This window comes from Staphylococcus sp. GDB9P120P, assembly GCF_017893435.1.
Classification (GTDB): Bacteria; Bacillota; Bacilli; order Staphylococcales; family Staphylococcaceae; genus Staphylococcus; species Staphylococcus cohnii.
This window is the reverse complement of record NZ_JAESNB010000008.1, coordinates 330382-353526: the sequence shown is the minus strand read 5'-3', so window position 1 is coordinate 353526 and position 23145 is coordinate 330382. Positions and strand designations below refer to the sequence as shown.

At 31.3% G+C, this 23145-nt stretch carries 22 protein-coding genes and 1 riboswitch; of the genes, 7 read left to right on the top strand and 15 right to left on the bottom strand.

Annotation, left to right across the window (positions count from 1 at the left end; all coding sequences use genetic code 11):
* Positions 1–134: 134 nt before the first annotated feature.
* Positions 135–302, top strand: a complete 168-nt coding sequence (locus KA856_RS14130; protein WP_481906138.1) for a transposase — start codon at positions 135–137, stop codon at positions 300–302.
* 561 nt (positions 303–863) lie between these two features.
* Here the strand turns inward: KA856_RS14130 and ebpS are convergent.
* From ebpS to KA856_RS06925, 3 genes are all read right to left on the bottom strand, one after another.
* A complete protein-coding gene (ebpS, locus tag KA856_RS06935) occupies positions 864–2501 on the bottom strand; it encodes an elastin-binding protein EbpS (protein WP_119535856.1) in 1638 nt (545 codons plus the stop codon).
* A gap of 147 nt (positions 2502–2648) precedes the next feature.
* Positions 2649–4028 carry a RecQ family ATP-dependent DNA helicase gene (locus KA856_RS06930; protein ID WP_210138579.1) on the bottom strand — a complete coding sequence of 460 codons (1380 nt, stop codon included), beginning with the start codon at positions 4026–4028 and terminating at the stop codon, positions 2649–2651.
* The gene (locus tag KA856_RS06925; RefSeq protein ID WP_210138578.1) at positions 4015–4980 is read right to left on the bottom strand and encodes a helix-turn-helix domain-containing protein; all 966 of its coding nucleotides are present in this window, start codon (positions 4978–4980) and stop codon (positions 4015–4017) included. Before KA856_RS06925 ends, KA856_RS06930 begins: the two co-directional genes overlap by 14 nt.
* Before the next feature lie 109 nt (positions 4981–5089).
* On the opposite strand from KA856_RS06925, the gene KA856_RS06920 reads away from it, so the two are divergent.
* On the top strand, positions 5090–5338 hold the full coding sequence (locus KA856_RS06920; RefSeq protein WP_019468351.1) for a ferredoxin: 249 nt from the start codon (positions 5090–5092) through the stop codon (positions 5336–5338).
* 710 nt (positions 5339–6048) lie between these two features.
* On the opposite strand, the gene KA856_RS06915 is transcribed toward KA856_RS06920, so the two are convergent.
* From KA856_RS06915 to KA856_RS06890, 6 genes are all read right to left on the bottom strand, one after another.
* A complete protein-coding gene (locus KA856_RS06915) occupies positions 6049–6594 on the bottom strand; it encodes an ECF transporter S component (protein WP_107386628.1) in 546 nt (181 codons plus the stop codon).
* 64 nt (positions 6595–6658) lie between these two features.
* A riboswitch (FMN riboswitch) is annotated at positions 6659–6795 on the bottom strand.
* A gap of 218 nt (positions 6796–7013) precedes the next feature.
* Positions 7014–8786, bottom strand: coding sequence for an ATP-binding protein (locus KA856_RS06910; RefSeq protein WP_107505323.1), 1773 nt, complete (start codon positions 8784–8786; stop codon positions 7014–7016).
* A complete protein-coding gene (locus KA856_RS06905; protein WP_107385272.1) occupies positions 8770–9495 on the bottom strand; it encodes a response regulator transcription factor in 726 nt (241 codons plus the stop codon). Before KA856_RS06905 ends, KA856_RS06910 begins: the two co-directional genes overlap by 17 nt.
* A 136-nt stretch (positions 9496–9631) precedes the next feature.
* Entirely contained in the window at positions 9632–10369 is a 738-nt protein-coding gene (locus KA856_RS06900) for a pseudouridine synthase (RefSeq protein WP_107385273.1), read from the bottom strand.
* Positions 10362–10910, bottom strand: a complete 549-nt coding sequence (scpB, locus tag KA856_RS06895; RefSeq protein ID WP_107385274.1) for an SMC-Scp complex subunit ScpB — start codon at positions 10908–10910, stop codon at positions 10362–10364. Before scpB ends, KA856_RS06900 begins: the two co-directional genes overlap by 8 nt.
* Positions 10894–11628, bottom strand: coding sequence for a segregation and condensation protein A (locus KA856_RS06890; protein WP_107385275.1), 735 nt, complete (start codon positions 11626–11628; stop codon positions 10894–10896). The genes scpB and KA856_RS06890 overlap by 17 nt, the downstream gene beginning before the upstream one ends.
* A gap of 94 nt (positions 11629–11722) precedes the next feature.
* Here KA856_RS06890 and KA856_RS06885 point away from each other — a divergent pair, with 94 nt between their 5' ends.
* The gene (locus KA856_RS06885; RefSeq protein WP_107385277.1) at positions 11723–12226 is read left to right on the top strand and encodes a DUF309 domain-containing protein; all 504 of its coding nucleotides are present in this window, start codon (positions 11723–11725) and stop codon (positions 12224–12226) included.
* Positions 12227–12316: 90 nt separating this feature from the next.
* On the opposite strand, the gene xerD is transcribed toward KA856_RS06885, so the two are convergent.
* The 3 genes from xerD to KA856_RS06870 all read right to left on the bottom strand — a co-directional run bounded on the left by xerD (position 12317) and on the right by KA856_RS06870 (position 14334).
* Positions 12317–13204 carry a site-specific tyrosine recombinase XerD gene (gene xerD, locus KA856_RS06880; protein ID WP_064208929.1) on the bottom strand — a complete coding sequence of 296 codons (888 nt, stop codon included), beginning with the start codon at positions 13202–13204 and terminating at the stop codon, positions 12317–12319.
* Positions 13205–13240: 36 nt separating this feature from the next.
* A complete protein-coding gene (gene fur / locus KA856_RS06875; RefSeq protein ID WP_019468360.1) occupies positions 13241–13687 on the bottom strand; it encodes a ferric iron uptake transcriptional regulator in 447 nt (148 codons plus the stop codon).
* A 104-nt stretch (positions 13688–13791) separates the two neighbouring features.
* Positions 13792–14334, bottom strand: a complete 543-nt coding sequence (locus KA856_RS06870; protein ID WP_107385118.1) for an NUDIX hydrolase — start codon at positions 14332–14334, stop codon at positions 13792–13794.
* Positions 14335–14517: 183 nt separating this feature from the next.
* On the opposite strand from KA856_RS06870, the gene KA856_RS06865 reads away from it, so the two are divergent.
* Positions 14518–15432, top strand: coding sequence for an aldo/keto reductase (locus tag KA856_RS06865; protein ID WP_107385119.1), 915 nt, complete (start codon positions 14518–14520; stop codon positions 15430–15432).
* Between the two features lie 204 nt (positions 15433–15636).
* Here the strand turns inward: KA856_RS06865 and KA856_RS06860 are convergent, their stop codons facing one another.
* Positions 15637–16395 (bottom strand): SDR family NAD(P)-dependent oxidoreductase, encoded by a 759-nt coding sequence (locus KA856_RS06860; protein WP_107385120.1) that lies wholly within the window; start codon positions 16393–16395, stop codon positions 15637–15639.
* Positions 16396–16540: 145 nt separating this feature from the next.
* On the opposite strand from KA856_RS06860, the gene proC reads away from it, so the two are divergent.
* Positions 16541–17356, top strand: a complete 816-nt coding sequence (gene proC, locus KA856_RS06855; RefSeq protein ID WP_107385121.1) for a pyrroline-5-carboxylate reductase — start codon at positions 16541–16543, stop codon at positions 17354–17356.
* Between the two features lie 93 nt (positions 17357–17449).
* On the opposite strand, the gene rnz is transcribed toward proC, so the two are convergent.
* Positions 17450–18370, bottom strand: a complete 921-nt coding sequence (rnz, locus tag KA856_RS06850) for a ribonuclease Z (RefSeq protein ID WP_107385122.1) — start codon at positions 18368–18370, stop codon at positions 17450–17452.
* Between the two features lie 148 nt (positions 18371–18518).
* Here rnz and zwf point away from each other — a divergent pair, with 148 nt between their 5' ends.
* Both zwf and KA856_RS06840 read left to right on the top strand, forming a co-directional pair.
* Positions 18519–20003 carry a glucose-6-phosphate dehydrogenase gene (gene zwf, locus KA856_RS06845; protein WP_107504956.1) on the top strand — a complete coding sequence of 495 codons (1485 nt, stop codon included), beginning with the start codon at positions 18519–18521 and terminating at the stop codon, positions 20001–20003.
* Between the two features lie 281 nt (positions 20004–20284).
* Positions 20285–21154 (top strand): AraC family transcriptional regulator, encoded by an 870-nt coding sequence (locus KA856_RS06840; RefSeq protein ID WP_107504957.1) that lies wholly within the window; start codon positions 20285–20287, stop codon positions 21152–21154.
* Between the two features lie 118 nt (positions 21155–21272).
* On the opposite strand, the gene KA856_RS06835 is transcribed toward KA856_RS06840, so the two are convergent.
* The gene (locus KA856_RS06835) at positions 21273–22922 is read right to left on the bottom strand and encodes a glycoside hydrolase family 13 protein (protein ID WP_107504958.1); all 1650 of its coding nucleotides are present in this window, start codon (positions 22920–22922) and stop codon (positions 21273–21275) included.
* Positions 22923–23145: the final 223 nt, after the last annotated feature.

Genomic DNA, 23145 nt, shown 5'->3' with positions numbered 1-23145 from the left:
TGCATGCTTTCCGCGGGCACTGCCTTAGCCTATAGTCTTCGGCTAGTGCTATTCCCGCAGGAGTCGGCATAAATCACTGTCAATATTATAATATATGTAAATTAAACAGTGATGTTATTTATGCTGTTGAATAAATCAATAAAAGAGAGCAAGATAAAATAATTTCTTTTTCTGAATTTGTCTCTAATAATCATTTATTACGTAAAGTCGATGCGATATTAGATTTAAATTTTGTATATGAACTTGTCGAAGATAAATATTGTCTTGATAATGGTAAACCATCAATAGATCCAGTTGTTTAGTAATAATTATACAAGTCGTTTTCATGATACAGATTTATTTGAACAAATATTTGAGAAAATACTAAAAATAGCTATCAAAAAGAAATCTATTAGATCAGTCATTTTTATTTATTGATTTTATGCATATTAAAGTAAATGCAAATAAGAATAAATACACCAAAAGAATTGTGAAAAAAGATACGCCCCACTTGCAGAAAGAATTGGACAATGAAATAAATAAACAAAGACGAGCACTAAGAAAAAAGCCATTAAAAAGTAAAAACAAGGAGGAAAATAAAACAAAAAAGTTAAGCACAACTGATCCAGAAGCCGGATACTACGCTAATTTGTGGTGCCATGAATTTAATAAATCGCATTGCGACTAGTAAAAGTACCAATAATGGTCTGAAAGACTACTACTATTTTGAAAAAACTATATAAGTAGAAAATAAACAAACCCTTCGCAAATTAATGCGAAGGGTTTGTTTACGTTCAGTAACTAATCCATTTGATAGGGATTAGTCCCTTTATGGAAATGGGCTTGATATTCAAGCTCATTATATTTTTACAGTGTGAATGATATTATTGAGGGATAACTAATTGTTGTCCATTATGAATATCATTACCTTGTAAACCATTGGCTTTTCTGATTTTTTCTACATTTTCAGGAGAACCACTTCCATAATATTGGATAGCTATTCTGTATAGGTTTTGACCATTTACAGTATGTGTTTGTTGTCCTGAATTGTTGTTTGAAGATTGATTGTTTTGTTGATTGTTTTGGCTGTTAGTTGCTTGGTCTTGATTTGCTGAATCATTACCTTGATTCGTAGCTTGGTTATCTTGTTGAGACTGATCGCTTTGACCACTTTGTGCATTTTGATCACTTTGATTACTTTGATTGCTTTGGTCTGATTCAGTAGCTTGATTTTGGTCGCTAGTAGCAGCATCATCAGAATTAGAATCAGTTTGATTTGAACTATCATTATTATCTGATTCAGCGCTATCGTCACTGTTTTTATTTGCTTTATCACTATCAGCATCTTTGTCTTTGTCTGAATCTTTCTTGTTGTCTTTATCTGAGTCAGCATTTTTATCTTTATTATCAGCTACTTTTTTATCGTCGTTGCTGCCACTATCATCATTATTGCCAGTTAGTGCCATACCACCAAAAATTCCGATTGCTGCTAAAATTAAAATTGCTGCTATAATAGGCAATATTTTTCCGAACAAGCCGCCTTTTTTCTTGTTCTTATTGTTATCATCATCATTATTATTATCGTTGTTATTGTTACCGTTGCCATTATTTCCACCAGAGCCGTTGCCATTTGAATGTGCAGCTTTTGCTCCTGCAGCACCAGCACCAGCTGCGGCTGCTCCGCCAGCTACGGCAGCACCTTTTTTCTTGTTCTTATTGTTATCATCATCATTATTATCGTTGTTATTGTTATCGTTGCCATTATTTTCACCAGAGCCGTTGCCATTTGAATGTGCAGCTTTTGCTCCTGCAGCACCAGCACCAGCTGCGGCTGCTCCGCCAGCTACGGTAGCACCTTTTTTCTTGTTGTCTTTTTGCTCTTTATCTTTTTCAGATTTAGCACTAGTTTCTTCAGTATGTTGATCTTTATTATTAGATGCACCTACGTCTGTGCTAGCACCACTTTTTTCTTTATCTTTTGTTGATGTGATATCATCTTTTGAATCAACAGATTCGTCTTTTTTGTCATGATGTTTTTTAGTGGCATAAGCACCAGCACCAGCAGCTGCCGCTCCACCAGCCACGGCAGCACCTTTTTTCTTATCGTTTTTATCTTCAGATTGGTTGTCGTTATGTGTTTCGTTATCACTATCTTTTTCACTTCGATTTTGATTTATATTATTGCTTTCTGAAGGGTCTTGATTCTTATTGATTTCATCTGTATGAGATGATGAATGTGTGTCTTGTTGTTGTTCATCATCTATTTGACTTGATTTATCATTATTTTCATCAACAGGTGATTGGTTTCCTTCATTTTGATGTGTTGCCGTATCTCTTCTACGTTGTCTTCTTTGAGCATTTCTAGGAGGGAATTGTTCGTCTTTTTTATCAGAAACTTCCTCTTTTACGTTGTCAACGGAATCGTTAACAGAATCCTGTACATCATCTTGATGTTCTTTTGGATCAATAGATTGACGATTTTTCTCAAAATCATCTTTGAAATTATTATTAGACAAATTCATCATCCTTCCGTCATTTAATTTTAGTATATACTGTTTTACCCTAAAAGGTAGTATATATGTATAAATTTTATATGAAAAATAAATAAAACTTTAGTGTATATCTCGTATTATAGCTTGATTGAAAAAGTGAAGTAAAGCATTTATCTTTTATTTGAATATATTTTGTAATTTTTCTTTATAATCCATTTTTCTTTTCACTTTTTTACTATTAATTATATGAATTGATTTTAATTCTGAGTCATTATCGCAACACTGTGTTGGTTTAGATGTTAGATTTTCACCGAAAAATTCTATCATATATGCTCTGCGACATTGATCTAAGTTTTTATAACCTAACATTCGATAATAACCTCGTTGTTTTCGTTCAAAAGCTGCTTTGAAAATAGCACGCAATTGTTCAATTTTATAATAACTACTAAGAACGTCTAATATTTCATTTTTTTCAGGTGGTAAAAACATACCTAATTCAAATGAACTCACATCTTCTTCTGTAATGATATCGGCAAAGAGTAACGTTTCTAATAAATAGCTGTCATCTGGTTGATAAAGACTGATTGCTTGGCTTGACTTACCATCACGTCCTGCACGTCCAATTTCTTGCATATAACTTGATGGGCTCGTAGCTAAATGAAAATGTATGATTGTTCGAATATCTTTTTTATTAATCCCCATACCAAAAGCGCTCGTTGCTACAATAATGGGTATTTCATTATTTATAAACTGATGTTGTACTGTATGTCGTTCTTGATAGGTTAAATCACCATGATATATTCCTGTTAAAAAGCCATATTGGTAAATTGCTTTGGCTAAAGTCAGGCACATTTTTTTAGATGAAACATAAATAATTGTTGGTCCTGATTGTTCTAACATTGGAAGTAGCCATTTTAACTTTCCGTGATCATCTTCGAAATTTTTGTGAGATAATGTAATATTCTCTCTATTCGTTGTTGTTTTCACAACAGTAAATGTTTTATTTAACATGTCATTTAAGTCGTATGTTAAATATGGTGGTGCTGTAGCAGTCAAAGCAAGTATGTTTGCTTTAGGAAAATGATTGATAATTTTCCCTACAAGGGCATAATGTGGTCTGAAATCATAACCCCATTCAGACAAGCAGTGTGCTTCATCTAAAACAATTAACCCTAAATCCAAACTTTGTATAAGTTTAAAATTATGTGGTTGCAACAAAAATTCAGGACTTAAAAATATAAAGCGACTATGTAGCAAAGATTGTATATTTTGTTTTTTTTCATTTTCATCTAATCCTGAATGGATACATGAAACGTAATGCTCACCTTGAAGTTTTAATTGCATGACCTGATCATCCATTAAAGATATTAATGGTGAGATGATGAGCGTTGGTTTTTGCTTAATATAGGTTGGTAATTGATAACATAGACTTTTCCCGCTACCAGTAGGCAATATACCCAAAGTATTTTTATCATTTAATACATGTTCTATAATTTCTTGTTGCCCAGGTTTAAATGTATCAAAACCAAACCATTTTTTTAATTCATGATGCAACATTTAAATCACCTCTTTCATAACCGATGATTAATAGTTTTATTTCAAAGTAATTTAATTTTGGAAATTTTTCTTTGTAGTTTCTTAGTCTTTCGCTACGATTTTCTACATAATAACTTAAAAAATGTGTATACGACTTCTCGTTGATAAATGTGTCGTAGTGTGATAAATATCCTTTGATAAATAATTCTAGTATATGATCTTCGATTGTGTTTGGTTTTACATTTTGCATCTTGGCTAATTGTTTAAAACTGAGCCCTTTTTTTATACCATTGTATGTTTCTTCTGTTTTAAAAAGTAAAGTAGGTAAAATAATCAATTGACTTAAAATAGGATATTTAGTTACATTTTCTAATTCAAACATCATTATTACTAAATCATTCATATCTAGTACAAACAAATGTTGTTGAGAAATGTCTTCTATTAAGCTAACTTGTTGTCTTGTATACATGCTTTCTTTATATCCTTGTAAATAGTAATGTAAGTATGTTTTATTATTCTTTTCCGTAATTGAAGAAAATAAAATATTTAGTTCGTTATTTAATTTGAATGATATGTCCTTATTTTTAATGTTGTTATATACTTTTTTCACTCTATATTGAATTGTACTGTTGTGCGTTACAGGTACAAATTGAAATGAATCATGTGCGATATTCGAAATTGTTTGGGTTAATAATTGAATTGCCTTAAAAGTATTTAATAAACTATCGTATGTATACCTTGGATGAGTACGAATTAATTGCGTATCATCAACATCTTGTGTTTCATTTTGAGCATATCCAACAAATGATGGATATTTTAAGTTTGGTAAGCTATGATACAATGATAATAGCTGTTGACTACAGGCGTCAAAAAAGGTTTGATGGGACTTTTTGCCTGTGATAATATTATATATGCTTTTTTCTGTTTTGTAATTATGTGCTTGCGTTCGTGTAAAGTGAATTAAATTATACATGTGTGCTCCCTCATTTTATAAAACAAAAACATTTGAAAAAATTTAAAACAGTAACTACAATACTAATTGTGTTATTAGTGTAGCATGTTTGTTAAAGGAGGCGAAGAGTTTGGCTAAATATACAATTGTTGATATGGATACATGCATTGCATGTGGTGCTTGCGGTGCTGCTGCCCCTGATATATATGATTACGACGATGAAGGTATCGCATACGTTATACTAGATGATAACCAAGGTACTGCGGAAGTACCAGAAGAATTATATGAAGACATGGAAGATGCATTAGAAGGTTGTCCTACAGATTCTATTAAAATTGAAGAGGAATCTTTTGACGGCGATCCTTTAAAATTTGAATAATAAAATTAATCAAATAGATGTTCATTTTTGAATGAATTTAATTTATATAAGCTCAGTGTATTCATTGTATTAATGAAAATGCTGAGCTTTTATATTAGGAAAATGCAAACATTATGCAGATAATCATTTGGAAATGAACGAGTAAAGCTTTGTACATAAATCTTATTTTTTTAATATTTTACGATTTTGATCGTGCATGCTTGCCTGGGGATATGATTCGAGCCAGTAGTCTCTCACTCATATCTTTCCCCTCGGGCGTCAGCACGATGCAAAATCTCTATAAGTGATGTGTTTTAATACAATAAAAAAGCCTCGTATTATTTAACTTGTACAACTAATAGAAAGTCATATTTTTAATTAAACAAAAGATATAACTTAAAATGAATACACATGCATGATGGATGAGTCCATTTTATATAAAAAACTTACGATTTTGACTGTGCATGCTTGCCTAGGTATGGTTCGAGCCAGTAGTCTCTCACTCATATCTTTCCCCTAGGCGTCAGCACATTACAAAATCGTTATGAATGAGGCGTTTAAGCACAACAAATAAAGAGACATTATAAATGGTAATAACTTCCTTCAAGTTTCAAATTTATCAAAACCTTTTAATAACGAAAGAAGCTGAGATATTAAATTTATCTCAGCCATTCTCGAGTCTTTTATTCTTATTTGTTTCATATTTTTAGACTTAAACGTGTACTTAACTATTAGTTAAGTAAAATTTTTTCCAAACGTTTGAATAGTAGCATAAATATTAAAGAAATTATGATACCTTTTATTATGTTAAAAGGTATAACACCTGAAACTATAACAATTTTAATATTTTCAACTACATTAGTTAAATTCATAATCATGCCATATAGTGGTAATAAAACAAAATAGTTTAAAATACTTAAGACAATAGTCATGACAATTGTCGCTATAGCAAATCCAATAATTTGTGTTTTGACAGTATGTTTATTTTTAATAATATAAAAAGCACTTAAAATAAAGCTTGCACCAGCTAAGAAATTAGCAATGGGGCCCACTGGATCACCTATATTAAATAAGAAATTAAGTAAATTTTTTATAAATAATATAATAATACCGGCTACTGGTCCTAAACTAAAAGTTGCTAATAAAGCTGGAATATCACTAAAGTCTAATGTCAAATACGGCGGTAAAAACGGAATTGGAAATTTTATAAACATCAAAATAAATGACACCGCACTTAACATACTTATTGTAATAAGTCGTTTGGTTTGTTGTTGCATATTCAATTATCTCCTTCCATTCATCTTACACAGAAAAGGAGGATTTAATTGCACAACAAAAACCCTCCATCTTCTCCCATCCAGACTATACTGTCGGCTCTAGATTTACACTAGATCAGCCATTTATCTCATTAATAGATAAACGGGTCGCAGGCTTAAATTACTGCCGGTTGGGAATTACACCCTACCCCGAAGATGAATTTGTTAAATTTTATAAATATATCATAGCCTATTACTCAGATAAAAACAATAGACGTGCTCTATTCTAATTAAATGATATTATTTTTAAAAAAGACGAGATTGGAAATCAATATTAAAATATTGATTTCTTATCTCGCCTTTTTCAGCACACTCATGCTTTATAAATATTCATATTTATAAACTAAATCAAATTTAACTTTATACTAATTAATTGATAATCAAGTGTTTTTATATTCATCTGTTGGTTTTGGTAGATTAATTATAAAAGTAGTGCCTTTGCCAAGCTCACTTTTAACGTCAATCGTTCCTCCGTGTTCATCAATGATCATACGACAGATAAACAGTCCTAAACCAGTCCCCTGTTTACCCCGTTTTCGAGCAGTATCAACTTTATAGAAACGATCAAATACTTGTTGTAAATGTTCTGGAGCAATACCAGATCCTGTGTCTGAAATGTATAAGATATTTTCACTTTCTGTTTCTCCATAACTAATTGATATTAAATCACCAGGTTCTGTATATCTGGTAGCATTATCAATGAGATTGGTCAACACTTGTTCAATTCTATCCGTGTCGAAATACCATAATTGATTGTGTGTATTTGGATTTAAATTCATTGTTAACTTTAAATCATTTGCTTGTTTTTGGTATTTTTGTTGCATTCTACTTAGCAGCGGATCAATGGGTTGTTTAACTTTTTCTACAGTTAGTCCTTCAGCATCCATTCGTGCAACATTGAGCAATTCATTTACTAATCGATTTAAACGTTTTGTTTCATCAAGGACAATTGACAATGATTCATGTATTTCGTCTGGCTCTGTTACAATACCATCAACAATCGACTCTGTATATCCTTGTAATAATGAAATAGGCGTACGCAATTCATGCGATACATTAGCAATAAAATCTTTTTTCATTTGATCAATATTATGCTCATTTGTCATATCACGAATAATAGCGACAATACCACTTCGACCATCAGGTTGAATTTGTTCAATATAACTTGTAATAATGACAAAATAACGTGTGCTAATTTCATATTCTTCGAATTGTGTTTGCTGGGTTTTAAATGTTAATTCGTTTTGACGATCAAGCTTGTCTAAATCGTGAGCATCTAATATCTTTAAAATATTTTGTGCCATCTTGTTTGATATGATTATTTCTTGTTTATCATTAAAGCCAAGTACACCTTCAACCATAGAATTTATTAAACTATCTCTGATATTTTTAGATGAGGATAATGCGTCTATATGTTGTTGTATTTCGGAACTCATCGTGTTAAAAGCACGTGATAATTCTCCAATTTCATCTCGAGAATTAACAGGAACTACTTGAGCATAGTCCCCTTTAGAAACTTTTAATGCTTGTGTTCTTAAATTTCTAAGGGGCTTTGTAATTCGTGATGATAAGAAAAAGGCAAACACAGTTGTAATAGATAAAAAGATTATTGCAATAATTAATATAATGACTGTAATAACATTATTAGTATCTTCTATCGTTTTCAAATCTTGATAGATAAAAACACCACTATATTTACTATTATGAGGACTAGACTCTAGATTTTTAGATGGATAGCCTATTAAAACATAAGTCTTTTGCTGTTTATTCATATCAATTGTCACGTGCTCTGATATCTGTTTTCCTCGATCAAACACTTTTTCATAGTTTTTATTACTTTTAATTTCTTTGAACATCTTTTCTTTTGTCTCATCATTATTAATACTATCCATATGTTTATGGTTCATGATGATGAGTCCTACTGGCCCCTCGATAAGGGATTTACTATGTTTTATGGCAGTTGTTTTATCATCAGAATTCTCAACTAAATGACTTATTCTTTTAGCATCTTCAAGTAATGAATCTTCGGTTTCTTGCGTAAAGTAAGATTGTATAAACGTTATAAGTGCTGCACTTAATAAAATTAAAACTGTCGTTACTATAAAGATTATAGTTAACCACAGTTTTACTACTACGTTATTGAGTCGGTTCATTTTCAGATTTAACCTCGAATTTATAGCCAACGCCCCAAACAGTCTGAATCATTTGGGCAGCTTCATCAGAAACGCGATTTAATTTTTCTCTTAAACGTTTTACATGTGTATCAACAGTACGCAAATCTCCGTAAAATTCATAGTGCCATACTTCTTTTAAAAGTTGTTCACGATCAAAGACTTTATTTGGCGTTTTTGCTAAAAAGATTAAAAGTTCATATTCTTTTGGAGTTAAGTTTACTTGGTTGCCATCTGCTAGCACACGGTGTGCGTCATTATCAATCACAAGATGTTCAAACTCTATTAAATCTCGTGCATGTGGTTCGCTTTGTTCTGTATGTGCAACTTGAGTTCTTCTTAATAAAGCTTTGACACGTAAAACCACTTCACGCGGTGAAAATGGTTTTACAATATAATCATCTGCACCGGATTCAAAACCTTCTACGCGGTTTGTTTCTTCTCCTTTAGCAGTTAACATAATAATTGGTGTTTCCTTTTGCTCTCTTAATCTAGATGCCACAGTAATGCCATCCATTTCTGGCAACATTAAATCTAATAAGATACATGCATAATCATGTTCCATTGCCATTTTGTATGCTTCTTGTCCGTCTCTAGCTTCATGAGTTTCAAAAGATTCTCTTTCTAAGTACAATTTTAATAATCGTCTGATTCTATCTTCATCATCGACGATAAGTATTTCGTTTGACATAGGTTCGTACCCTCCCACACTGCTAACTTTCAATTTCAACCATATTATATCATAGGTTGAGCTATAAAAGTGTTTATGAATGAAAAGTTTGTGAAAAAATTATCAATATCAAGTTTTTGTTAAAGTAAAGTCATAATTAATGTCCGTGTTCTGCAATTTGACGTATCGTTTTTACTTCGTGAGGTGTAAGTACGCGACCTTCACCTGCATTGAGTCCTTTTAGATTTAAAGGACCAAATTCTATGCGCTGTAATTTTGATACTTGATGACCAAAGTGTTCAAACATGCGTCTGACTTGTCTATTGCGACCTTCAGTTATTGTAATTTCAACAAGTGTAGTGTTTTTATCTTTATCTTGGTTTTTGACTTTAACTGTTGCAGGTTGTGTTTTTCCATCTTCTAAATTAATACCTTGTTCTAATGCTTTAACTTCTTCACGCATTAGATAACCTTTTAATTTAACTACATATTTCTTTTTGATTTTATAACGAGGGTGTGTCATTAAGTTAGTGAACTCACCATCATTGGTAAGTAAAAGTAACCCTGATGTATCATAATCTAAACGTCCGACTGGATAAATCCTTGTCTTAATTTGTTTAAAATAATCAGTAACGACCTTTCTACCTTTGTCATCTGATACGCTAGTGATAACTTGCGAAGGTTTATAGAAAAGAATATATAGTTTATCTTCTTGTTCTAATTTAATTCCTTCAACTTCTACTGTATCTGTCGGTTTTACTTTAGTACCTAATTCTGTTTCAATTTCACCATTTACTTTTACTTTACCTTCTGTAATTAATGTTTCAGCTTTACGTCTTGATGTATAACCACTATTTGCGATACGTTTTTGTAATCTTTCTGTTTCTTTATTCATTATTATCTCCTTTTTGATTTACTAAATTACTAAAGAAAGCTTCTATTTCTTCGTCTTCTTCATCAGTAGTTGGTAAATCATCTAATTGTTCAATACCAAATACATTTAAAAATAATGCTGTTGTATATAATTGTTGACTTCTGGAATCTTCCTCATCTTTAGCTTCAATTAAACCACGTGCTATTAGAGTTTTGACGGCTCCGTCAGAATTAATGCCTCTAATCATTTCGATATCACTTCGAGATAATGGCTGATTATATGCTATTATCGATAAAGCTTCCATTGCTGCTTGCGATAATTTCATTTTAGATTTTTGTTCTATTAACTTCTCAATGTATTCTGACGCGTCTTTTTTAGTTGTTAAGACATAATGTTCCCCATAATGTTGGATTTCTAAGCCACAAGCGTCATATTCTTTTATTAATGTGTGGAAACTATCTTGGTCAATGTCTAAAATTTCTAGAATTTGTTTTTCTTCAAGTCCTTCATCACCTGCAGTATAAAGTAATGCTTCCAGGATACCTTTATCGTTCAATGCCATAATTAACTCCTCTTAAAATATTAATATCGTCAAAGCTTTTTTGTTGTTCAATATTTACTATTCCAGATTTAGACATTTCTAGTATTGCAAGGAAATGAGTAACAACCATTTCCAATGGTTCAGTAAAATTGAATAAACTAAAAAAGTTGAATGATTCATGTTTTTGTAAACGTTGAGTTACTTGTGAAGTAGCTTGTTGAATTGTAAACGTTTCTTTTCGAATATCGACGGATTTAGGTGTTTGATATTCAACACGATTTTTCACCTTTTGGTAAGCTATGATTAACTCTGTTAAATCAATCGTATTATTAGGATCCCAAGTTTCATTTGATTCTAAGTGCGTTAAATCCGTTGGATGTTTAGAATAATACTTTTCTCTTTCCGCCCTTTTTTCGTTTAAGAGCACTGTGTATTCTTTATAGTTTTGATATTCAATTAATCTCTCAACCAAATTTTCGCGTGGATCATCATCTAAATCGTCAACTTCTTCTGAATGAGGCAATAACATTTTGCTTTTTATCATAAGTAATTCTGAAGCCATAACTAAATATTCACTTGCCACATTAATTTCTAATTGACTCATCGCATGTATATATTGCATATACTGTTCTGTTAAAGATTTCATTGGTATATCATAAATATCAATTTCAAATTTTTGAATAAGATGCAATAATAAATCTAAAGGACCATTAAAGGCATCGAGTTTTACTTCATACATTTTATCTACCTCATATTAGCAAGTTAAGTGCGTAATTCACTAAATTATTATAGCATGTTTATTATAAACATTTAAAATCGGAGCGATATTCATGTTGAAAAATGCACTAAAAGATTTTTATTTTCAATTTCATACAAAGCAACATTATTTTCTTTGTCACGATATTTTAGAAGAAGCTTGGAAAACTAACCCAAATTACAATAAGAATGATGCTGTTGTGAGTCTTATATTGATTGCAACTGGATCTTATCATTACCGTAGACAAAATTATGTAGGCGCCCACAAATCTTTTAATAAGGCATTAAAAGTTATTGAAAACTATGATTCAGCGATTAATATTGGACTAGATATACAACCGTATAAAAGTCTGCTAGTTGGATTAATTAAAGCTGCAAAAAAAGAGAAATCTTTTGAGCCAATTCATCTACCTTTAACAGATACAATGGAACAAATTGTATTAGAACAGTACCCGAATTATGTGCTGACATATTATAAAATTGAAGATGATTATATCATAGACCACCATTTAAAAAGGGATAGAACTGAAGTTGAAGCGGCAAGGAAACGTGCATTACAAGCGCGAAATAGATCAGTATAAACACTTTACTTACGTAGATGATTTGTTACATGCTATGGCATCAATAAAAAAACACAGTCCAGTTATTCAATCGAATAAACCAGTCTGTGTTTATGCTCTTGGATGAAATTCGTTATACATCTTACGAATTTGTGATTTCGAAACGTGTGTATACAATTGTGTTGTTGATATATCAGAATGACCGAGCATTTCTTGTACTGCACGTAAATCTGCTCCGTTTTCAAGTAAATGGGTAGCAAATGAATGTCTTAATGTATGTGGTGTTAAAGTTTTTAATATATTTGCTTTGATACCATTTTGTTTAATCATTTTCCATATCGCTTGTCTCGATAAAGGTTTGCCGTGCATGTTTAAAAATAGTGTATCAGTGACCGTATTTTTTAATAATTGTGGTCTTACCGTTTCTAAATAAGTGTTTAAGTATTCAATCACTGTATCGCCTAATGGCACAATTCTTTCTTTATTTCCTTTACCAAAAACACGTATAAAGCCCATAATTAAATTAACGTCTTCTAATTCAATCTGAATCAGTTCTGATACACGCATGCCGGTAGCGTAAAGTAATTCTAACATTGTGCGATCTCTATAGCCGTTGTTTTTGGATAAATCAGGTGTTTCTAATAGTCTCAGTACTTCATCTATTTCTAAAACATCTGGTAATTTACGATCATATTTAGGTGTTTCTATTAATACCGTTGGGTCTTTTGCTGCATATTTTTCTCTTAATGCAAACTGATGAAAACTACGAATGGTAGAAATGAAGCGAGCTAATGATTTTGAAGATGCGCCTTCATCATGTAAGTGACCCAAACATTCTTGAATAAGTTGTCTATCCACAAAATCAATATGACTAATTTTGTGTAATGTTAAAAATTCATCATATTTCTTTAAATCTCTTCGATATGCACCAATTGTATTTACACTTAACCCTTTTTCTAATTGTATAAATTTCAAATATTCATCTATAATATTTTTCACTGTACTACCTCTATTTCTGAAATAGTATTTTTAAATTTATTTCCCTTTTGCTTGGCATGACGCACAAATACCATGGAATGTTAAACGATGGTCTAATATTTTAAATTCAAATTCATTTTCAACTCTTTCCTCTACACGAGGTAATAAGTCTTCTTCGATTTCTTCTACTTTACCACATTCCATACAAACAAGATGGTGATGAAAATGTTTTGCTCCTTCTTTTCTCAAATCGAATCGAGCAACACCATCTCCGAAATTTATTTTATCTACCACTTTCAATTCTGCTAGCAATTCTAAAGTACGATATACAGTTGCAAGTCCAATTTCAGGTGCTTTGTCTTTAACTTTCAAATAAACATCTTCAGCACTTAAATGGTCTTTTTCATTTTCAATTAAAACTCTTAAAGTTGCTTCACGTTGTGGCGTCAATTTATAAGATGATTGCTGTAATTGTTGCTTCACGCGATTTAATCGTTCTTCCACGGAAGCCTCACTCCCCTACTAATAATTATAATCATTTTAATTTAGTTATGATATATATATATAAAATACCAATAATTGATAAAATTCGCAAGTATTCTCGCATCTTATTTATAATGATTATAATTAAGTATTAAATGTTGTAAAGCAATTATAGTTTTTGCATCTTCTATTTCTTTATTGTCTAACAACGTTTTTATTTCGTTCATATCATAATATGCTAATTCTAAAAATTCATCTTCATCTAATTGCATTTTACCTTTTGTTAAATTTTCAGCTATATAAATTGATAATTTCTCATTTGAGAAACCTGGAGAACCATACATTTCAGTTATATGTTCTAATTCATCAGCAATATAACCTGTTTCTTCTTCAAGTTCACGTTTGGCAGCTGAAATTCGTTCTTCACCTTGTTCCAATTTGCCTGCAGGAATTTCTAAAAGTGGTTTTTCACAAGCTTTACGAAATTGTTTCACTAATATCACTTTGTTTTCAGGTGTAATTGGACAAACTGCGACAGCACCATTGTGGTATATCAATTCACGTTTAGAAGTTTGTCCATCGGGTAGTTCAACATCGTGGACTTCTAAATCAATGATTGTCCCTTTATAAATAGAAGTACTATGTAAAGTCTTTTCAAATAGGTTCATAAATAATCACAGTCCTTTTAATTGATTTAAGATATTGTTAAGATGTACTCATTAGTTATTATGGGAATAGCGAATGAACATATACTTGTTTCATTATGCTATGTATAGATTTAATATTGAAAATCCATCTTACTTTATTACGTCTACGCCCTATTATTCAAGTGTATCGAAAGGAGATAAAACATGCAAAAAAATGTTTTGAAAAGCGGTATAGAAATTTCAGAGTTAGGTTTAGGTTGTATGAGTCTTGGAACAAGTAAGAAACAAGCAGAGCCTATCATTGAACGTGCAATTGAACATGGTATCACGTATTTTGATACAGCTGATATGTATGACAAAGGTGTAAACGAAACAATTGTTGGTGAGACTTTAAAAAAATATCAAAATAGAGATGATATCATTATTGGTACAAAAGTAGGAAATCGTTTAACAGAAGATGGTTCTACAACTTGGGATCCTTCTAAATCTTATATCAAAGAAGCAGTGAAAGGATCCTTGAAAAGACTCGGATTAGATCATTTAGATTTATATCAGTTACACGGTGGTACAATCGAGGATCCAATTGATGAAACAATTAGTGCTTTCGATGAATTAAAGAAAGAAGGTATTATCCGTGCTTATGGTATTTCTTCAATCAGACCTAACGTGATTGATTACTATTTAGAACATAGCGATATCGAAACGCTAATGTCTCAATTTAATTTAATTGATAACAGACCAGAGCAACTTTTAGATGATGTACATGCTAAAAAAGTTAAAGTACTAGCACGTGGTCCAGTATTTAAAGGGTTATTAACTGCTAAAAGTAACAATGTGTTAGATTCAAAATTTAGTGATGGTATTTTTGATTATACTTATCAAGAACTTGGAGAAACAATTGCATCAATTAAAGAAATTGAAAGTAATTTATCTGCACTTACTTTTAATTATTTAACTTCTCATGATGCATTAGGTTCTATCATTGTAGGTGCAAGTAGTACAGATCAGCTAGATGAAAATGTAAAAAATTATCAACGTTCAAAAGACATAAGTTTAGAAGCATTAAAAGCAGCGCAAGATCGAGTGAAAAATTTAGAATATACCCAACATTTAAAATAAATCTCTTTTCGTTGTCCTAAAACATGTATGTCTGAGCAAAGATAAAAATATAAATAACTTCTATCAAAGCAAAAACGTCAATTTCTCTTATGATTTTATAGAAATTGACGTTTTTATTTTTATAAAGCTTCTTAATCCATGACATTGCTGTCTTCTATTTTAATGCTTTAGTCAAAATGAATATTTCCAAACTTTGAAGAAGTGCTAACCTTTGTTCTTAAATAATGAAGTAAAGTTTTTTTCTATAAACCGTGGCATCAATTGATAAATTTTTAATAAATGGTGCATCCATCTAGGTTGATTGATTTCTAATTTTTTCTCAATTATACCATTGATAATTTGGTTTGCTAATTTTTCTGGGTCAAGCATCATGTCCCTGTATTTTTTGGCAAATTTCATAGATGGATCTGCTTTTTCATGAAATGGTGTCGCTATTGGCCCAGTATTAACAGTCATAATATGATAATTTGGTTTCTCGATACGCAGTGCATTTAACAATTGGTTAAAAGCTGCTTTACTTGCACCATAATGTGCAGCATAACCTTGACTTATAAAGGCAGCTTGGCTACCTATACCTACTATTATTGGATTTTTTGAGAATGCCGGTTGTAAAACTTTCATTAATATATTGAAATGGAGCACATTTAATTTATATGTTTCAAGCATTTCTACAAATGTATGGTCTTCAATAGATTTAAAATACCCAAGGCCAGAACTGTATATAAGTCCATCAATGGTTTGGTATTGAAAGTATTCCTTTAAATCAATGATTTCTTGTTGTGATTGTAAATCGCATTTAATGATATTTAGATGTTCCGTATCATATTGCGTTGCGAATTGTTTTAGTTTATCTGGATTTCGGGCAAGTACAGTAACATATGCTCTTTTAGATAATAATGCTTTTAATATAGCTTTACCTAATCCACTTGTACCACCAGTTAACACAAAATGTTTACCTATCATAGTAAATTCTCCTTGCTTTAAATTCATAGTTTAAGTATATGAGTGTAAACGATATTTTGCCACAGGTCTTTAAAAATTCTTAGCCATAATTTAAATCTATGTTAGTATGGAAACATAAAAAGCAAAGAGGAAGTGAAGTCTTCACATGAAACTAGTATTTTATGGTGCCGGAAATATGGCGCATGCAATTTTTACAGGTATTGTTAGTTCTAAAGTGATTGATTCTAATAATATTTATTTAACGAATCGTTCAAATGAAGTTGCATTAAAAGAATATGCTGACGAGTTAGGTGTTAATTATAGCTATGATGATGCAGCATTGTTAAAAGATGCAGATTATGTATTCTTAGGAACGAAACCATATGATTTTGATGATTTAGCAGAGCGTATTAAGCCATATATTGCAGAAAAAAATAAATTCATTTCTATTATGGCTGGTTTACCGATAAACTATATTCGTGAAAAATTGGCTTCTAACAACCCAATTGCACGTATCATGCCAAACACAAATGCCCATGTTGGACATTCAGTTACTGGTATTAGCTTTTCTAATAATTTTGGCGCTAAGTCAAAAGAAGAAGTTGATAATTTAATAAACGCATTTGGATCTGCGATAGAAGTTTCAGAAGATAATTTGCATCAAGTTACAGCAATTACTGGAAGCGGTCCAGCTTTTTTATACCATGTCTTTGAGCAATATGTCACAGCGGGTACACGTTTGGGTTTGGAAAAATCACAGGTAGAAGAATCAATTCGTAATTTAATCATAGGGACGAGCAAAATGATAGAACGCTCAGAATTGAGTATGGAACAGTTAAGAAAAAATATTACTTCTAAAGGTGGTACAACACAAGCAGGCCTTAATGCACTTGCAGATCATGATATAGAAGCTATTTTCGAAGATTGTTTACGTTCTGCAGTAAATAGAAGTATTGAATTATCTAACCAAGACAATGATTAAAATTTAAAAAGCTTAAATTATTATAAAAAGTGGGACAGTAATCTAAATTGTAAAATACTACAATTTTTAGAAAACTGCCCCACTTTTCATTTATTAAAATTGCCAAGAATCAAAATCACTGACAAAACTAAATGGTGGTGTATTACTCAAAGCTTTAAGCGATTTACTAATATCGCACACCTCTTCTTTAGTATAACGATTGCTGATATGTGTTATTAAACTATAGTCAACATTTGCTTCTCTCATCAATTCAAAAACGTCATCAATATGGCTATGGTGATAGCTATTAGCTAATGATTTATCTCCTTCTATATATGTACTTTCATGTACCATGATATTTGCATCACGTGCAATTATCATTTCATTTTTACAAGGCATAGTATCTCCAAAAATTGCTACGACTGGGCCTTTAATTGCTTCATCTTTAAAATCTTTAGAGTTATAAATCTCACCTTTGTATTCAAATGTTTCATTGTTTTTTACATCTTGATATTTAGGTCCTGGTTCTAAACCAATGTTTCTGAGCGCTTCAACATTGATTTTACCAGATTTATATGGCGCTTCTACCCTATATCCAAAAGAAGGAATACCATGATTTAACATATGTGCTTCAACATTAAATCCATTGTGATGATAAGAAAGTTGTTCCTCTATTTCAATATAAGTGATTGGATAATTTAATTTTGATTCTGATAAAGTTAAAGTAGTTTCTATATATGATTTAATACCTTTTGGACCAATAATAGTAAGAGGCTTATCTTCGCCCCCTTGAAAAGATCGACTTGTGAGTAACCCAGGTAAACCAAATATATGATCACCATGCATATGCGTAATAAAAATGTGATCTACTTTTCCTAATTTGATTGAATGGTGTAATATTTGATGCTGTGTGCCTTCACCAACATCAAAAAGCCAAATGCTATTGGAGTATGGTTCCAAATTTAATGCAATCGCTTGGGTATTTCTTTCTTTAGTTGGCAGACCAGCACTTGTCCCAAAAAACGTAATTTCCATGCATATGCCTCCTCTTCTTGTTCATATTTTATCATATAAAAGTATTAAAAATATAATAAAATATGATATTACAAGCAAAATTGTGGGAAGATACTGGTGTATTGGTCTATAATAAATACAGATTTAATAAAGAATTGAGGTTTTGATCTTGAATACTAGAAATAAAGATATCCCATGCTTAATTACAATTTTTGGAGCAACTGGTGATCTTAGTCACAGAAAATTATTTCCATCATTATTCCATTTATACCAACAAGAAAATTTGAATGAGCACATTGCAATCGTTGGAATTGGTAGAAGAGACTTAACAAACGATGATTTCCGTAGTCAAGTGAAGTCGTCAATTCAAGAACACGTTAAAGATACTAAACACCTAGATAAGTTTATGGAACACGTATTTTATCACAAACACGATGTAAGTGACGAAGCAAGTTATCAATCACTATTAGAATTCAGTAATAAATTAGATCACGATTTCCAATTACAAGGTAATAGACTCTTTTATTTAGCTATGGCTCCAAATTTCTTTGGTGTTATATCTGATTATTTAAAATCTTCTGGATTAACAGATACAACTGGTTTCAAACGTTTAGTTATTGAAAAACCATTTGGTTCAGATTTAGAATCTGCTGAAAAATTAAATGAACAACTACGTCGTTCATTTAAGGAAGAAGAAATTTACCGTATTGACCACTATCTTGGTAAAGATATGGTGCAAAATATTGAAGTACTTCGTTTTGCTAATGCAATGTTTGAACCATTATGGAATAACAAATATATTTCAAACATTCAAGTTACTTCTTCGGAAGTACTTGGAGTTGAAGACAGAGGTGGCTACTACGAATCTAGTGGTGCATTAAAAGATATGGTCCAAAACCATATGCTGCAAATGGTTGCTTTGCTAGCAATGGAAGCACCTATAAGTTTAAATAGTGAAGATATCAGAGCAGAAAAAGTTAAGGCTTTAAAATCATTACGCAAACTAGAACCTGAAGAAGTTCGTCAAAACTTTGTTCGTGGTCAATATGATGAAGGCATCATAGAAGGACAGCAAGTTAAAAGATATAGAGATGAGGATCGTGTTGCAGAAGATTCTACAACGCCAACTTTTGTTTCTGGTAAACTAACCATTGATAATTTTAGATGGGCTGGCGTACCGTTCTACATAAGAACTGGTAAACGAATGAAGAGTAAAACGATACAAGTAGTCGTCGAATTCAAAGAAGTTCCAATGAATTTATACTATAAAACAGATAAAAAACTAGATTCCAACCTATTAGTTATTAATATTCAACCAAATGAAGGTGTTTCTTTACACTTAAATGCTAAAAAGAATGTACAAGGCATTGAAACTGAGCCAGTTCAACTATCATACGCAATGAGTGCACAAGATAAAATGAACACAGTGGATGCTTATGAAAATTTATTATTTGACTGTTTAAATGGAGATGCAACTAACTTTACGCATTGGGAAGAATTAAAATCAACTTGGAAATTTGTTGATGCAATACAAGAAGAGTGGAACCAAAATGAACCAGAATTCCCTAATTATACAGCTGGAACAAATGGTCCATTAGCGAGTGATTTACTATTGAGTAGAGATGGCTTCCACTGGTGGGACGATATCCATTAATCAACTTTTTAAAAATAAGGCAATGATACAAGTTTCAATCTGAGCTTGTGTTGTTGCTTTTTTATTATACCTTATTTGTGTTATGATTTAGACTATTGATTAAATCATTCATATACAATTTTAGGATGTTTACATTTTACCCTATTTAATATTTTTGAGATGTAAGTCACATGAAAATGATGTAAAATAGAATTAATCAACAATGATTCATAACATTATGTATAGAAAAGTAACGAGGTACATAATCATTTGTATTTCGTTATAATTTAGGAGTGAAAGTTTTGGACGTTATCAAGCAAATCCAACAGGCAATTGTATATATTGAAGATCATTTGCTAGAGCCTCTACATTTGCAAGCACTTAGTGATTACGTTGGTCTTTCACCATTTCATATTGATCAATCATTTAAAATGATTGTAGGTCAATCACCAACAGAATATGCAAGGTCAAGAAGGTTGACTTTAGCAGCACAAGACATTTTAAGTGGTTCAGCTCGCTTGGTAGATGTTGCAAAAAAGTATAGTTATAAAGACGCTAATGATTTTGCTAATGATTTTAGTGATTTTCATGGTGTTTCTCCTATTCAAGTCAATACAAAACGAGACGAATTAAAATTGCAATCAAGGCTTTATATTAAACTTACTACTACAGAACGTGCCCCTTATGCGTACCGTTTGGAAGATACACAAGGTTTGTCTTTAGTAGGTTATGCTAAGTTCTTAAATTCAGAAGAAATTGATAACCCTTTTAAAGTGCCTGATTTTTTAGAGGATTTATTAATTGACGATAAAATTAAAGAATTACAACGATATAATGATACGAGTCCACATGAACTCTTTGTGGTTAATTGTCCGCTTGATAATGGAATGGAAATTTTTGTTGGCGTACCGAGTGAAAGATATCCTGCGCACCTTGAAAGTCGTTTCTTACCTGAAAGACAATATGCTAAATTTAATTTACAAGGTGAGATGGATTATGTAGTCAATGAAGCGTGGTATTATATAGAGACTAGCCTTCAAATGACTTTACCCTATGAACATAATAGTTTGTACGTTGAAGTTTATCCATTTGACATTTCATTCGATGATCCATTCACTAAAGTTCAATTATGGATGCCTGTTGATCAAGAACAATATGACATATTAGAATAAAACCATAAAAATACGCTTAAACAATATATAGCGAGCAAGCAAACATATTTTTATATAAGTTGCTTACTCGCTATATTTTTGTTAGTTAATCATTATCTTAATTGCTAGATAATTGTTTCTAAAGTTTAATTACAAATGCTTCGTATGGTTGTATATTTTCAAAATCAATCGTGTTATTTTTGTAGTTATGTAGTAATATGTTTTCTTCTAGGAAGCTTGCATCAAAGGATAATGCAGCTTTTTTATTTGTTAAATTACCAACAATTAGTACATATTGCTCATTTAATTCTCGTGTATATGCAAATATTTGGTTATTTTTTGAATCAACCAAATTAAATTCACCATATGTAAAAACATCATGAGATTTTTTTAACTTTATTAAAGCTTTATAGAAATTTAATATTGAATCTGGATCTTTTTGTTGATGTGCAACATTAATGTTTTTGTAGTTTGGATTTACAGGAAACCAAGGCGTTACATCTGAAAATCCTGCAAAGTAAGAACTATTCCACTGCATAGGCGTTCTAGAATTATCTCTATTTTCTTTTTTATGCTTATCTAATAGTTTTGAGACATCGCCACCTTGTTGTTTGACAATTTCGTATTCATTGACCACTGCAACATCATTAAAGGTTTCAATATCATCAAATGGATAATTGGTCATACCAATTTCTTGACCTTGATAGATAAATGGTGTGCCTTGCTGCAAAAAATATACGACTGCATGACTTGTAGCAGATTCAAACCAATAATGAGTATCATCACCCCAAGTTGATACACGTCTTGGCTGATCGTGATTTTCAATAAACAATGCATTCCATCCAACATTTTCAAGTTTCTTTTGCCATTCATTGAGTACATTTTTATATGCATTGACGTCAAATTTAACATCGCCTGAATTCCACAAGCTTAAATGTTCAAACTGAAAAATCATATTGAATTTGCCAGTTGTCTCACCTACCCAAGGTTCAGCGTTTTCTGGACTAACACCATTTGCTTCTCCTACGGTCATAATATCATAATGACTTAAAGATTTATCTTTCATTTCTTGTAACCAAGTTTGTATGCCAGGCTGATTCATATCTACTTCAAAAGCCGGCGCATAAACTTTTCCTTCTGGTAGTTTTAAGTCACCAGCTTCAAATGTTTTTTTAATATGTGTTATAGCATCTACTCTAAAACCATCTATACCTTTATTAAACCACCAATTCATCATTTCAAAAATAGCATTTCTGACTTCTTGGTTTTCCCAGTTTAAATCTGGTTGCTTTTTACTGAATAAATGAAAATAATATTGACCTGTTTGTTCATCAAATTCCCATGTAGATCCATTAAATATACTTTCCCAATTATTTGGCTCCGATCCATCTGGTTTCGGATCTCTCCATATATACCAGTCACGTTTAGGGTTATCTTTACTTGATTTTGATTCTATAAACCATTGATGTTCGTCTGATGTATGATTAACGACTAAATCTAATATTAACTTCATATCTCTTTGGTGTACTTCATCTAATAATTGATCAAAATCGTCCATTGTTCCAAACTCATCCATGATATCTTTATAGTCACTTATATCATAGCCATTATCATCATTTGGCGATTTATACATTGGGCTAAGCCAAATAACATCAATTCCTAAATCATCTAAGTAATCTAACTTTTCTATCACACCTTTTAAATCTCCGATACCGTCGCTATTAGTATCATTAAAGCTTCTTGGATAAACTTGATAAGCGATTGCTTCTTTCCACCATTCCCTTTTCATATATATCCCCCTTTAAAGTTATTGAATTTGTTAAATCCTATCAATATTTATATCTAAAATTTTAACTATGAACAATCATGTCATATAAATATAGCATGAAAAATAGTATCAATGTTTAAACTGTCATAGGTTAATACAATATTAAATATAATAGACTTAATCACATATATTAATAGATTAATTAATGTACGTATAAAAGTCAAAATTTTAGCGCAATCGCTTA